The organism is Flavobacterium faecale, from assembly GCF_048320115.1.
Taxonomy (GTDB): Bacteria; Bacteroidota; Bacteroidia; order Flavobacteriales; family Flavobacteriaceae; genus Flavobacterium; species Flavobacterium faecale_A.
On sequence record NZ_CP182943.1, the window covers coordinates 3318139 to 3331725 of the forward strand.

14 protein-coding genes and 1 pseudogene are annotated in these 13587 nt (G+C 32.4%); 7 read left to right on the forward strand and 8 right to left on the reverse strand.

Going from position 1 to position 13587, the window contains the following annotated elements; genetic code table 11:
• From ACNH59_RS13760 to ACNH59_RS13770, 3 genes and pseudogenes are all read left to right on the forward strand, one after another.
• Complete coding sequence (locus ACNH59_RS13760; RefSeq protein ID WP_418263098.1) at positions 1–669, forward strand: response regulator transcription factor; 669 nt, start codon at positions 1–3, stop codon at positions 667–669.
• A gap of 425 nt (positions 670–1094) precedes the next feature.
• Positions 1095–1241, forward strand: a pseudogene (locus ACNH59_RS13765) (DUF6567 family protein); the annotation flags it as partial.
• Positions 1242–1359: 118 nt separating this feature from the next.
• Positions 1360–2172 (forward strand): endonuclease/exonuclease/phosphatase family protein, encoded by an 813-nt coding sequence (locus ACNH59_RS13770; RefSeq protein ID WP_418263099.1) that lies wholly within the window; start codon positions 1360–1362, stop codon positions 2170–2172.
• A gap of 166 nt (positions 2173–2338) precedes the next feature.
• Here the strand turns inward: ACNH59_RS13770 and ACNH59_RS13775 are convergent, their stop codons facing one another.
• The 7 genes from ACNH59_RS13775 to pyrR form a co-directional block, all read right to left on the reverse strand.
• Positions 2339–2956, reverse strand: coding sequence for a M15 family metallopeptidase (locus tag ACNH59_RS13775; protein WP_418264902.1), 618 nt, complete (start codon positions 2954–2956; stop codon positions 2339–2341).
• 755 nt (positions 2957–3711) lie between these two features.
• Entirely contained in the window at positions 3712–4221 is a 510-nt protein-coding gene (locus ACNH59_RS13780) for a CAP domain-containing protein (protein WP_418263100.1), read from the reverse strand.
• Positions 4222–4516: 295 nt separating this feature from the next.
• Positions 4517–5173 (reverse strand): pyridoxamine 5'-phosphate oxidase, encoded by a 657-nt coding sequence (gene pdxH, locus ACNH59_RS13785; RefSeq protein WP_418263101.1) that lies wholly within the window; start codon positions 5171–5173, stop codon positions 4517–4519.
• A 39-nt stretch (positions 5174–5212) separates the two neighbouring features.
• A complete protein-coding gene (locus ACNH59_RS13790; protein ID WP_418263102.1) occupies positions 5213–6118 on the reverse strand; it encodes a ribonuclease Z in 906 nt (301 codons plus the stop codon).
• Between the two features lie 72 nt (positions 6119–6190).
• Positions 6191–6523 (reverse strand): ribonuclease Z, encoded by a 333-nt coding sequence (locus ACNH59_RS13795; protein ID WP_418263103.1) that lies wholly within the window; start codon positions 6521–6523, stop codon positions 6191–6193.
• 43 nt (positions 6524–6566) lie between these two features.
• Positions 6567–7493: an aspartate carbamoyltransferase catalytic subunit gene (locus ACNH59_RS13800; RefSeq protein ID WP_418263104.1), complete on the reverse strand. Its 927-nt coding sequence runs from the start codon at positions 7491–7493 to the stop codon at positions 6567–6569.
• A 45-nt stretch (positions 7494–7538) separates the two neighbouring features.
• Positions 7539–8078, reverse strand: coding sequence for a bifunctional pyr operon transcriptional regulator/uracil phosphoribosyltransferase PyrR (gene pyrR, locus ACNH59_RS13805; protein ID WP_418263105.1), 540 nt, complete (start codon positions 8076–8078; stop codon positions 7539–7541).
• A 211-nt stretch (positions 8079–8289) separates the two neighbouring features.
• On the opposite strand from pyrR, the gene ACNH59_RS13810 reads away from it, so the two are divergent.
• A complete protein-coding gene (locus ACNH59_RS13810; RefSeq protein WP_418263106.1) occupies positions 8290–8463 on the forward strand; it encodes a hypothetical protein in 174 nt (57 codons plus the stop codon).
• A gap of 70 nt (positions 8464–8533) precedes the next feature.
• Here the strand turns inward: ACNH59_RS13810 and ACNH59_RS13815 are convergent, their stop codons facing one another.
• Positions 8534–10150, reverse strand: coding sequence for an ABC-F family ATP-binding cassette domain-containing protein (locus ACNH59_RS13815; RefSeq protein ID WP_418263107.1), 1617 nt, complete (start codon positions 10148–10150; stop codon positions 8534–8536).
• A 231-nt stretch (positions 10151–10381) separates the two neighbouring features.
• Between ACNH59_RS13815 and ACNH59_RS13820 the strand changes: the two genes are divergently transcribed.
• From ACNH59_RS13820 to ACNH59_RS13830, 3 genes are all read left to right on the forward strand, one after another.
• A complete protein-coding gene (locus ACNH59_RS13820) occupies positions 10382–10765 on the forward strand; it encodes a hypothetical protein (RefSeq protein ID WP_418263108.1) in 384 nt (127 codons plus the stop codon).
• 87 nt (positions 10766–10852) lie between these two features.
• On the forward strand, positions 10853–11713 hold the full coding sequence (locus ACNH59_RS13825) for an HAEPLYID family protein (RefSeq protein ID WP_418263109.1): 861 nt from the start codon (positions 10853–10855) through the stop codon (positions 11711–11713).
• A gap of 407 nt (positions 11714–12120) precedes the next feature.
• Positions 12121–13305: a hypothetical protein gene (locus tag ACNH59_RS13830; protein WP_418263110.1), complete on the forward strand. Its 1185-nt coding sequence runs from the start codon at positions 12121–12123 to the stop codon at positions 13303–13305.
• Positions 13306–13587 lie beyond the last annotated feature (282 nt).

Here is a 13587-nt window from a genome sequence, read left to right on the forward strand (position 1 = left end):
ATGTTTACAAAAGTATTAATTGCAGATGACATTGATTTTAATGACGTTGGAGCTGCACAAATCTTAAAGGAACTTGCAGTAGCTGACGTACAATATGCCAAATATTGTGATGAAGCTTTACTCAAAATAAAAAGAGCATCCCAAGACAACAATCCGTTTCAGTTACTCATCTCCGATTTATCATTTAAAGCTGACCATCAAATCAACAAAATAAACTCGGGTCAAGAATTGATTAAAGCTGTCAAAGAGCTATATCCTGATATTAAAATCATTGCATTTTCAATTGAAGATCGACCACACAAAATTAAGTCTCTTTTTGAGGATCTAGATATAGACGGTTATGTTCTAAAGGGACGCAATACTATTTATGATTTAAAAATAGCGATCCAAAAAGCCTATCAAAATGAATCAGACAACATTTCACCAGAACTGTTTTACCTCATGCAAGATAAAACAACAAGTGAAATCAATCAATATGATATTCTGTTAATTCAAAAACTGTCTGTTGGTATCAGTCAAGATAGTATGGAAACCATCTTTAAACAAGAAGGAATCACTCCTAATAGTAAAAGTTCGATTGAAAAACACATCAACAAACTAAAAATCTATTTCAAAGCCAACAATACGACACACCTTGTCGCCATTGCCAAAGATTTAGGGATCATTTAACAATTATTCATTTTTTTCATAACATCTATAAGCTTCTATTCGGAAGCTTTATTTGTTTAAATAATTAATTGATATAGTTGGCTACGGTTTACCGTAAGGATATCCTTTTTTATGAAAGTAATTTTGCAAAAACGAATGAAACACTCCATATAACATGGAAAAATCAGCAGTCGTTAGTAAAACAAAAAAAAATATAAAAAAGGTATCATGAAGAAATTTATAACTCTAATCGCACTAATATTATGCACGCTAACTATCATTTTGCTTCAAGAAAATGATCGAAAAGGTAAAATCAACTCTGCCAAAGCTGAAGGGAGTTCGATAGCTCCTCCACCTCCCCTAAATTAATTATCCAATCTTTTTTTTACGGTTTCCCGTAAGGAGATATTTTTTAATGAGGTAAGGGTAGATTTTCAAATCGTGCATTAGTACAAAAAGCAAAAAACGAAATGAAGAAAAACGAAAATTTAAGTGGTTCAAAAATTATTGCAAACATAACTTTTGATAAACATTTCAATGGATTTATTCCTTTTTTTCAAAAGTCCATTAACTGCACCAGCAAATATAGTTGAGTTTACAGAATAATCTAAAAACTTCGTATCGTTATTATATCTATACGAAGTTTTTTGTTTTATCTTTAAAAATTTCACTTTCTAGTAAAACTTAACTTCTAACATAAATTCTAATCTATTGCAATTTAATTCATTCACAAAAGTCCTTGTCCTTTTTTTATTCACCTTAACCTTTTCCGCCCAAACCAAACTCCTTTCTTGGAACATTGAAAACCTTGGGAAATCTAAATCGGAAAATGAAATTGCCTTTATAGCATATACTGTAAAAGATTTTGATATTATAGCTATTCAAGAGGTTGTAGCGGGATATGGCGGTGCACAAGCAGTGGCAAAACTTGCTAACGAATTAAATCGGAAAGGTGCCAAATGGGACTATATTATTAGCGAACCTACAAGTAGTAGCGCTTATAAAACGGAACGTTATGCTTTTTTGTGGAAAACACATAAAATAAAGAAAATAGGAAAGGCATGGCTCGAAAAAAAATACCATTTAGAGATTGACCGTGAACCGTACTTTTGCACTTTTGAATATAATAATAAGCAATTTACAGTGGTAAATTTTCATGCTGTTACCAAAAGTAAACAACCGGAAACTGAAATAAAATACTTTAAATTTTTACCTGATGAATACCCTACTCTTAACTTGATTTTTACAGGAGATTGGAATTGTCCGCAGTCACATACCGTTTTCAATCCGTTGCGAAAAATGGGGTACACTCCTGTTCTATCTAACCAAAAAACGTCTTTGAAACGAGAGTGCCAATTGGAAGATTGTTTAGCGTCTGAGTATGATAACCTTTTTTACAATTCGAATAAGGTGGTGGTAAAAAACTCGGGGGTCTTGTTATTTTACAAAAAATTCAATTCTTTGCAGGATGCTCGTTCTATTTCGGATCATATTCCGATTTGGGCGGAGATGGAGATGAATTGATTATTTTTCGCTAATTTAGAGTGCTGTTTGCGTGAAGGATAGTAGTGAAAATCCTTTTTTGGGGCTTTTTCTGCCCCAAAAAAGATTGTAACGAATAGCCTGACCCGCGTTTTTCAGCGGGGCACGCCCTAATAATCTTTATTCAATTCATTTGCTTAAAAAAATACTAATCTACTTCACAATCCCATTTTTCATTAGATACCTTATCCGTCAATGCCAACTTTAGATTGTAATGCCACCATTCTGAATCAAAGGAATTGAAGTACTTTGCAGTCATAATCGTTTTTAATAATAATCTATTTTTCTTTACTTCATCAGAAACCTTTTGATAATTATGGCTTGCTTCTACTCCAAAAAAATCAAATGGAGTTCCCATATCCAGTTCTTTTCCGTTTTTATCAACTAGAGTAATATCTACCGCTCCTCCTCTATTATGTATCGAGCCTTTGGCAGGATTAGCCACATATTCTGGATTGGGAACAATAGCCCACATTTTCTTTTGAATGTCCAAGGGACGATAGCAATCAAATAACTGAATGCGATAACCTTGTTTCATGAATTCTTTATTGACTAACACCAAGGCTTTTACGGTTTTTAATCGCAAATAACATTCGGCACAATCATACACTTTAGCTTTCAAGAAATTATCCTCTGACGCATATTTCATATTATAAACAAAATCAGCACTATAGTCTTTCAGATTCACAAAGGTAGTGTCGTTTTCTTGTGGCAAAGGATTCAAACTTTTGACACTAATAGACAAGCTGGAATGACAAGAGACCATCAGTATAGATACAAAAATGAATGCCAAGTAAAATAAAACGCTGCGCATGATTTTTTTTCATAAAATTAATAAATAAAAGCAAAATCCAGATACTTATTAACTGTCATTGATTTTGGGAAAAATCTTATTTCGGATTATGGTTCTAATCATAAATCAATCGTTTATCTCAACAAAAAAGTTAAGCAAAATGTATTTAAAACAACAATAAAGTAAGGATATAAAGCGGATATGTTTATACTCAAGGTAATTATCGAGTATAAAAAATAAAACCTTCACTCTAAAAGATATACTGAGTTCAAGAATTTTATACATTTCCAAGCCTACTTCAGTAAGTCAATTATTTATGTAAACGACTCAAATCAAACGAGATGTTTCTAATTTACACAACTACTTCAAAACAAAGAGGTAATTTTGATTTGTAGATTTTTGAATCTCTAATAAGATTTTGAAGCTATATTAAAAAGAATTTGGCTTGCAAATACAGTAACAACATTAGAACCCTACAAAAACAATGATTAACTAAAAAAAGCATTGTTATTTGTCAACTGATATACCAATTACAAAATAACATTCTTATTGATATCTTTTTAAGTTGACAGCTTTTGGATAATAATGTATTTTTAAAAAGAACAACGGTTTTAATGATTCGAAAATGGGACTGGTGTTAAGAAAGTAAGTACTTAACTTATTTTATTATAGTTACAAAAATCAATTTCTATAGATGAACCATCAGATTTAACACCGTATAGATTAAATTATATTTTTGCAAATATATTAGTATAATATTTTTTTCCAGTTTCTGGATCTGTTTTTATCGCTATTCCAAAATGAGTATAATTTCCAACAATATTTTCTTTGTGAGCTGGACTATTTAACCAAGCCGCAACTACAGATTCAGCAGTTTTAAAATTGTATGCTACATTCTCACCTACTTTTTTAGCACCCAATACTGCAATGATATTTTCTGAACGTGCTACAAAATTATTATGATTAACTACTTTATTAGTTATCATATAATCATCATGTTCTTCTGACTTAAATGAAATATGATTGATTTTTTCTAAAGGATTTAACCCTACACTAACTCTATACTCATTGATTAAATTCATTGTAACTAGTTCCAATTCATTGTAATTGTAATCCACAACTTTTGCAGTATAGTTAGCCGAATTTTCAGCAGTTGCTTCAGAAGCGTCAGAAGAGCAAGAATTCATTGTGAAGATAACTGTTGTAAGTAATACTAGACGAAGTAAATTTGCTTTCATAATGTAGTAGTTTAAGTTTAAAGTAGATTGTGGGGCAAAAAACTTTAATATGTTTATAATAATCTTTTGTTTATTTTCTTAATTCGAAAGTACACAAAACATCGATAAAAAACACAAAAAAATCGACGAAATACATAAAATATATCAAAACAATACTTAATTCTTACAAAATACACAAATCCATCTATCTTAATTTTATATAAAACCATACTTCTAATATAAAATATAACAAGGAAAGCCAATTTTCGAATTGAAAATTGGCTTTCCTTGTTTTGAAACAATAACTTTTTTGATTTTAGGGCGCTAGACGATCTATTTTCCAAGAATAATCGTCCTGTATGTGATATCGAATTCTATCATGCAAACGATTGGCGCGTCCTTGCCAAAATTCCACTTCAATAGGATTCACGAGGAAACCTCCCCAGTGTTTTGGACGTGGAATACTTGCATTTTCATATTGTAATTCTAATTTTTTCAAAGCTTTTTCCAAATAATCTCTATTAGGAATCACTTCGCTTTGATTAGAAACTACTGCACCTAACTTACTTCCGTCAGGTCTGGAATCAAAATAATTGTCTGAGATATTTTCAGGAACTTTAGTTGCAATTCCTTTTATGATAACTTGTCGCTCCATGGAATGCCAAAAAAAAGATAAACATACTTTTGGGTTTTCCAGAATTGCTTTTCCTTTTTCGGAATTGTAATTGGTGTAAAAAACAAATCCTTCTTCTGAAAATTTCTTCAACAAAACCACTCTTGCTTTTGGAAACCCGTCCAAACCAAAGGTAGATACTGTCATAGCATTAACTTCCGCTCCTGAACCATCGGTACCTCCAAAATCTTCGACTTCATGAAACCATCTCTTAAAAAGATTGATTGGATCCTCTGGAATAGTCGATTCTAGAAGGGCACTTTTTTCGTAAGATTTTCTATAATTACTTAAGTCACTCATTGTATTGGTAATTTATATTGTAGCATTTGATTCATCCTATCAAAATTCAAAACTTTTCCCATCATCCGCCAGTAAGACATTTTCAAAAATAGTTTGGGCTTCTGTTCGAAATAATTCAATACTTTCGTATCGAGTAGAATAATGACCTAAAATTAGTTTTTTTGCGTTAGCTTTCAAAGCTATTGTTGCCGCTTCAATCGCTGTAGAATGCATCGTTTTATTGGCCAATTCTTTTTCGGACTCTAAAAAAGTGGATTCATGATACAAAACATCCACACCTTTAATCACAGGTATAACAGCTTCATTATAAACAGTATCCGAACAAAAAGCATAGCTCATGGGCGGATCTGGATCAAAAGTTAATTCGGCGTTTTCAATCCACTGACCGTTATCCAACTGAATATCTTTTCCGTTTTTTATATTTTGATAAAAACAAGTCTCGATTTGATATTTCTCTACTGCTTGAATATTTAATTTTCGTTTTTCTAATTTTTCTTGGAACAAAAAACCATTGGTATACACACGATGTTTAAGCGGAATTGTTTGCACAACTACTTTATCATCTTCAAAAACAACTTCTGATTTTTTAGAATTTAATTCATGAAATAACAAATTGTAATTCGTCCAAGAATTTGATAATTTTAATTGTAAAAGTGAAATTTCTTTAATCCCTTTTGGACCATAAATATGTAAATCTGTAGTACGTCCGAGCAAGCCAAAAGTAGAAATTAAACCTATCAGTCCAAAAAAATGATCGCCATGCAAATGAGAAATAAAGACATGATTAATTTTTGAAAATTTGATTTTATTTTTACGCAATTGTACCTGTGTCCCTTCTCCACAATCAATTAAAAAAAGTCGGTTTTTAATTTCCAAAACCTGTGCAGTAGGATTGGTAATAGTGCGAGGTGTGGCTGCGTAACAACCTAAAATACTTAATTTCAAAGTGTATTGATATAACTGGTTATTTGAGAAAATCGAGCGATTAAACTTTTAAATGAATTAACATTAAACGATTTAAAACCCTAAATCTCTTTCAATTTCTTCCATATCAATAATGTCATTAGCTTCTAATAAAGTAGGTACTACAGTCAATTTTGTTGGAATTGCATTGTAATCAAAATCACCAACCACAATGACAAAAGATTTTTTAGCTTTTTTATGTTGTTCAGATAACGGTAAAAATGATTTAACATCATCAATACTGATGTTTTTATAAGCTAAAAGATCGATAATGATGTTGTGATTTTCATAGGTTTTATATTGATGAGTAACTTTCATCAAAAATGCAGTTAAATCACCCTGCGTATCTTTTAAAGTCATGACATTTCCTTTTTCATCTACTTTCATCAATTCTTTTTTTAAAAATTAAGTGTTGCTAATTTACTAAGGATTATTTAATTTTCGATGCTAAAAGGTAAATAACTGCCATTCTGATAGCTACACCATTTTCCACCTGATTTAAAATAACTGATTGTTGTGAATCTGCCACATCCGATGTAATCTCCACTCCCCTGTTAATTGGTCCAGGATGCATAATGACAATTTCCTTATCTAAGGAATCAAGCAAGGCTTTATCTACTCCGTATTGCTGAGCATATTCTCTTGTAGAAGGAAAGAAATTCACATCCATTCTTTCGTTTTGAACGCGCAACATATTGGCCACATCACACCATTCTAGGGCTTTACGCAAATTAGGTTCTACCTTCACTCCTAGTGATTCAATGTGCTTTGGAATCAACGTTTTTGGTCCACAAACCTTTACCTCTGCTCCCTGCATCTGCAAGGCATAGATATTAGATAAGGCTACTCTAGAATGCAAAATATCACCAACGATTACCACTTTTTTACCCGCTACATCTCCCAGTTTTTCTCTTATCGAATAACTGTCTAGCAAAGCTTGCGTAGGATGTTCATGAGCTCCATCACCTGCATTGACAATACTCGCTTTGACATTTTTGGATAAAAAGTAAGCTGCTCCAGGATTAGCGTGGCGCATCACCACCATATCCACTTTCATCGAAAGTATATTGTTCACCGTATCAATCAAAGTTTCTCCCTTTTTAACCGAAGATTGTGCCGCCGAAAAACTAATTACATCGGCAGACAAACGTTTTTGTGCCAGTTCAAAAGAAAGTTTTGTTCTGGTACTGTTTTCAAAAAATATATTGGCAATCGTAATATCACGCAAGGAAGGTACCTTCTTAATAGGACGATTGATAACTTCTTTAAAATGATCCGCTGTTTCAAAAATTAGATCAATATCATTCTTATTGATGTATTTGATACCTAATAAATGATTTACGCTTAATTCTTTCATTTTTATATTCTTAAATTATGAGCTTTTTATGGAATGTACCAATTGTTAATTTGTAATTAAACAGACAGAATCCTCACCTTCATTCTCTTCCCAGTTTACTTTTACTCTCTCATCATTAATCGCATCTACTTGACGCCCTCTATAATCAGGCTGAATAGGCAAATGACGACTAAAACGTCTGTCTATCAATACCAATAATTCAATTTCCGATGGACGACCAAAAGACTGAATTGCCGTCAAAGCGGCACGAATACTACGACCTGAAAACAAAACATCATCAATAAAAATGACTTTCTTGTTTTCGACAATAAAATTGATGTTGGTTTTATTAGCTTCCAATGGTTTTTCAGTTCTACGAAAATCATCTCTAAAGAAGGTAATATCCAGATATCCCAACTTAATCTCAGGCGTTTGATATTCTTTTTCTAGTAAAGCTTTTAAGCGCTCTGCTAGATAAGTTCCTCTAGGCTGAATTCCGACTAATATAGTATTCGAAAAATCCAAATGATTCTCAATGAGTTGACAAGCCAAACGATGCAGAATGATATTGACTTCCTTAGAAGTGAGCAATACTTTTTGAGTCATAGTAATTGTAGTGTTTGTACAGCAAATATACAAATTATGGTTTAGGAATTAAAGATTAAACTATTCTTCCATTTATAATTCTTTCACAGAAATAATCATTAACATTTGAAATCTGTTAATGTCATAACTTTTGATATTAATTCTGTAACAATAGTAAATTTTTCATTACCTAATTTTATCAAAAATTGAAACTCTAAAAAAACAATTAATTATGAAGAATTTAACTGTCAAAATAGCCTCTCTTTTTATAATTATTTCTCTTTTTACTAGTTGTGAACTAGTAGGCGGAATTTTCAAAGCAGGAATGGGTTTTGGAATCTTTATTGTTGTGGCAATTATAGTATTTGGAACATATCTAATCACCAAAATCATGGGAAGAAAATAGTGGTCAATCAAAACATAAAAAAACTCCTGAATACACTCAGGAGTCTTTAAAATTTTATTTTTATTAAAAATTAAGAATACATTTTCACTCTTAATTCTTGTATTTTTTCGTCATCCAAATACTCATCAAAAGTCATGTAACGATCAATAACCCCTTTAGGAGTTAATTCTACGATTCTGTTACCTACAGTTTGCGCAAACTCGTGGTCATGCGTAGTAAAAATAACCGACCCTTTGAAATTCTTCAAAGAATTGTTGAAAGCTGTAATCGATTCCAAGTCTAAGTGATTGGTAGGTTCGTCCAGCATCAAGATGTTAGCACGTTCCATCATCATTCTTGACAACATACAACGTACTTTTTCTCCTCCTGATAATACACGACTGGTTTTTAAAGCTTCTTCTCCAGAGAAAATCATTTTCCCTAAGAAACCTCTAATAAAAACTTCATCACGTTCTTCCTCCGTTTTTGCCCACTGACGCAACCAATCTACTAAAGTCAAATCATTTTCAAAAAAATCGTGATTTTCAACTGGTAAATAGGCTTGATTTGTGGTTACACCCCAATCAAATGTTCCAGCATCAGCCTTCATATTGTTATTAAGAATTTGATAAAAAGCAGTTGTTGCTCTCGAGTCTTTCGAAAACAATACAATTTTATCGCCTTTTGCCATATTCAAATCTACCCCTTCAAAAAGCAAATCACCATCTACAGAAGCTTTCAATCCTTGAACGTTCAAAATCTGATCTCCCGCTTCACGGTCTTGGTCAAAAATAATCGCTGGGTAACGACGACTAGAAGGTTTGATTTCAGAAATATTCAATTTCGAAATCATTTTTTTACGAGAAGTCGCTTGTTTGGACTTCGCCACATTCGCGCTAAAACGACGAATAAACTCTTCCAATTCTTGTTTCTTTTCCTCTGCCTTTTTGTTTTGTTGTGCACGTTGTTTTGCCGCTAATTGGCTAGACTCATACCAAAACGTATAGTTTCCTGAATAATGGTTGATTTTTCCAAAATCAATATCTGAGATATGGGTACAAACCGCATCCAAAAAGTGACGGTCATGCGATACTACAATTACTGTATTTTCATAATTAGCCAAGAAATTCTCTAACCAAGCAATGGTTTCAAAATCCAAGTCATTGGTAGGCTCATCCATAATTAATAAGTCTGGATTTCCAAACAAAGCCTGCGCCAAAAGCACACGTACCTTAATTTTTCCCTCCAAATCAGCCATCATGGTATAATGATTCTCTTCATTGATTCCAAGATTAGACAACATCGCAGCTGCATCTGAGTCGGCATTCCATCCGTTCATTTCCTCAAATTGCACCTGAAGCTCCCCTATTCTATCGGCATTTTTGTCGTTGTAATCCAAGTACAACTCATCCATTTCTTTCTTAACAGCATACAAAACCTTGTTCCCCATCAATACTGTTTCCAATACTGTGTGTTCGTCAAACATATTGTGGTTTTGATTTAAAACTGACATCCTTTTGCCTGGTTCCAAGTGTACGTGACCCGAAGTAGGATCCATATCCCCTGCAATAATTTTCAAAAAAGTAGATTTTCCAGCACCATTGGCACCAATCACTCCATAAATATTACCGTGTGTAAAAGTGGTGTTTACTTCATCAAACAAAATTCGTTTTCCAAACTGAACCGATAAATTATTAACTGTTAACATGAATGTTCTTTATTTATAAAATTTCGGCAAAAGTACAAAAAAATACCAATTTTATCGGTTCTTTACACAAGCATCTTAGATTGTTGTTTTTTATAAACTATACACATATCATAATATTAAGCAAAAATGCAATATGAACATTTTGTAAAACCAAAAAAGTTATATAAAATTGCATCCAATTTGCTAATTTGAAAATTAGGTATAAATATATAAATTGATTCGTTTAACACAATGATCACTCAAATTAGAAACAGCTCATTAATTACTATGCTATGGGGGCTAATGGGAGTTTTATTATTGAACCTCAGTGTTGATTCAGCCGATCCATACCCACCAAACATTCCCGAAAACCTAGCATTCAATGATCAAGAAAGTATTATTGAGATTGTCGTTGAAAAATTGTTAGGCTATGAGAATGCCATTGAAGAACACGACGACAATGATACCGAAAATCACACCAAAAAAAGCAACCACACAATTGATTTAGCCTTGTATCCTTTTCTTGATTCTGCTTGGTGCCAACAACTTTATGAAATAAAGCGAAAAATAAACCTTCATTTTAAATCAAATATAACAAACGGTTTTCGCCAGCTCGACACACCTCCACCAAATTAATGATACTTTTTACTGCTTAATATAAAAACAATTACAACCTAAAATGGTTGTAAGTATACTATTTAATGGTTTAAAAAATATCTACAAATGAACACAAAAAAAATAGTGACCTTAGTCACTGTAATAGTTTGTCATGCGCTTTCTTTTGCACAAATTACTGATTCCGAAAAAGATAGCATTTACATTCAGCAAGTAGAAAAACACAAGCACACTGCTAAAGTTTTACATGCTGAGCCCTTATTTATCGACCTGATTCGAGACCTAGGAGCAAGAAAAGGTGAAAAAGAATGGAATGTTGGTTTAAGTTTAACTGACAACCTCAAATTTGACTCCTATGAAGCTTTGATAGAATACGAATGGGCACCAATAGACAGATTGGGATTAGAAATCGAATTGCCCTTTACTTTCTATTCTGCAATAAACGGTACCGAAAAATTCACGGTTCCTTCTAATCAGCTGAACAGCATAAAAATGGCGGTACAATGGTCTTTTTTTGTCAATGTTCCTATGGCGACATCCATGGCAGTAGGATACATCAATGAACTAGAATTATCTGATTTTAGAAGCTTTGGAAAGCCGTTAATTAAAGGAAATGTCTATAACCCATTTTTTGTGGTAGCGAAACGCTGGGGAAATAATTTTCATAGCTTAGTTTATACAGGTCCTAAAGTTGAACATAGTTTTGCTACCAATAAACTCCACACGACTTATGACATCAACACCAGTTTTCATTATATGATATCTGGAACAAGAAACTTCATTGGTATAGAGTTTAACAAGACAATTAAGGATAGTGCCTTTGACATGATTCTCAGACCTCAAATGCGCTTAGATATTGCTGAAAATCTGCTTATAGGTATTGTAGCTGGGATTCCTGTAAGCAGAGAAAATGAAAGATTAAGTTCATTCATACGGTTAATTTGGGAACCAAAACATCATAAACATTAAATAACAAAAACAGATTAACTGTATCTTTTCTTGAGGAGCTTTGGCTCCTCTTTTTTTTAACATAAAAAAACAAGAAACCCTATTCCCCATATTTTAGACAATCGGTAGCGCAGGTATTAACTGTTCCACAATGATTTTCTACAAACCAGAAAGAGACCTCTAATAAATATAATGAATATCATTTCTTCAGAATGACAAGCTCGCAGTAATACTTTGCGTGTTTTTTCTTTTGTAAATCCGACATTACTACAAGATTTGTGACTTTTGTGTTTAAAAAAATTGTTAGTCTCTGGTTCCACTTAGAAAACCTCTGGGTAATAAACTCATGAATATTTTCAAAAGACATCCCTTTTTTGAAAATCTAATTTTAAATTCTACTTTTGTTTGCTTAAAAGAAAAAATTAACAATGAAAAAAATTATACTCCTTAGCTTTCTTGCTGTTCTAATGATTAATTGTGGGGTTAAAACCACTCGGAATTACCTAACATCTGGAAATTATGATGATGCCATCAATACGGCTCTCTCTAATTTACGTTCTAACAAAGAAAAAAAAAGCAAGCAAGACTACGTTTATATGCTCGAAGAAGCTTTTGCAAAAGCTAAAGAAAGAGATTTAAACAGTATTAATTTTTTAAAGCAAGATGCCAATCCAGCTAACCTCGAAAAAATCTACAATACCTATTTGTTGCTCAACAATCGTCAGCAAAACATTACTCCTATCTTGCCACTGAAATTATTAAAAGAAGGTCGAAATGCGAAATTCCCTTTTGATAATTACAACGATGAGATTGTAGAAAGCAAAAACGGACTAACAAATTATTTGTATGCGAATAGTAAAAAGTTACTCCTTTCTAATAATAAAATGGACTTCAGAAAAGCCTTTGACGATTTGAGTTATATCAACCAAATCAATCCTAACTACAAAGACGTCTTAAAATTGATGAACGAGGCGCAATTTAAAGGAACTGATTTTGTGATGGTGTCTACCAAGAATGAAACCAATATGGTTATTCCAACACGTTTATTAAATGACCTGATGGATTTCAATACCTATGGGTTAAATGACAAATGGACAGTTTATCATAGTAGCAAAACAAAAGGAATCTATTATGATTATGAAATGTTAGTGAGTTTCAGAGATATTCAAATCTCACCAGAACAAATTAAGGAAAGAGAATTTGTCAAAGAACGCGAAATTAAAGACGGCCAAAAGACACAATTAGATGCCAATGGCAAAGTAGTTTTGGACAAAAACGGTAAAGAGATACTCATTGACAACATGGTCAAAGCTACGGTTCGTATCTATGAAATACGCCAACTTAAAACTAGTTTAGTAACCGCTAAAGTGGATTTTTTCAACACCAAAAACAAGCATTTATTGCAGAGTTTCCCTATCAGTAGTCAGTATGTTTTTGAAAATATATACTCTAGGTACAAAGGAGATCGTCGTGCTGCTGATGATAACTATATGAACTATTTCAATAACAAAATCGTTCCTTTTCCTGATACACAGCAAATGATTTATGATACTGGTGAAGATTTAAAGTCAAAACTAAAAGCAGTAATTACGCAAAACAGATTTAATCAATAGTCTTTTAATTAATAAGAAACAACATCCCGTTAAAAAATTGTTAGAAAAAGTCAATTCGTACTGGTCTTTTTCAAAAATAATTGTACTTTTGCCCCATGAATAAAGCACGTGTACATATTACTTCAATCTCACGGATGAACCGACATGTTATCTCACCCGAGGTACGGATACTATTAGTTTAGTATTCATCATGTTTGGCTTAATAAATATTTATTCAATTATCATTTTTTTTGCTTTGGAATTGCAACTGTTATCTAGCATTGGATTAACAAATCCTAAAAA

Excerpts from the sequence above, each read along its gene's own strand:
- ACNH59_RS13810 (WP_418263106.1), top strand. The coding sequence starts at position 8,290 with ATGAAGAATTTAACTGTCAAAATAGCCTCTCTTTTTATAATTATTTCT.
- ACNH59_RS13760 (WP_418263098.1), top strand. The coding sequence starts at position 1 with ATGTTTACAAAAGTATTAATTGCAGATGACATTGATTTTAATGACGTT.
- ACNH59_RS13800 (WP_418263104.1), bottom strand. The coding sequence starts at position 7,493 with ATGAAAGAATTAAGCGTAAATCATTTATTAGGTATCAAATACATCAAT.
- ACNH59_RS13830 (WP_418263110.1), top strand. The coding sequence starts at position 12,121 with ATGAAAAAAATTATACTCCTTAGCTTTCTTGCTGTTCTAATGATTAAT.
- pdxH (WP_418263101.1), bottom strand. The coding sequence starts at position 5,173 with ATGAGTGACTTAAGTAATTATAGAAAATCTTACGAAAAAAGTGCCCTT.
- pyrR (WP_418263105.1), bottom strand. The coding sequence starts at position 8,078 with ATGACTCAAAAAGTATTGCTCACTTCTAAGGAAGTCAATATCATTCTG.
- ACNH59_RS13775 (WP_418264902.1), bottom strand. The coding sequence starts at position 2,956 with ATGGTCTCTTGTCATTCCAGCTTGTCTATTAGTGTCAAAAGTTTGAAT.
- ACNH59_RS13825 (WP_418263109.1), top strand. The coding sequence starts at position 10,853 with ATGAACACAAAAAAAATAGTGACCTTAGTCACTGTAATAGTTTGTCAT.
- ACNH59_RS13815 (WP_418263107.1), bottom strand. The coding sequence starts at position 10,150 with ATGTTAACAGTTAATAATTTATCGGTTCAGTTTGGAAAACGAATTTTG.
- ACNH59_RS13820 (WP_418263108.1), top strand. The coding sequence starts at position 10,382 with ATGATCACTCAAATTAGAAACAGCTCATTAATTACTATGCTATGGGGG.
- ACNH59_RS13780 (WP_418263100.1), bottom strand. The coding sequence starts at position 4,221 with ATGAAAGCAAATTTACTTCGTCTAGTATTACTTACAACAGTTATCTTC.
- ACNH59_RS13795 (WP_418263103.1), bottom strand. The coding sequence starts at position 6,523 with ATGAAAGTAGATGAAAAAGGAAATGTCATGACTTTAAAAGATACGCAG.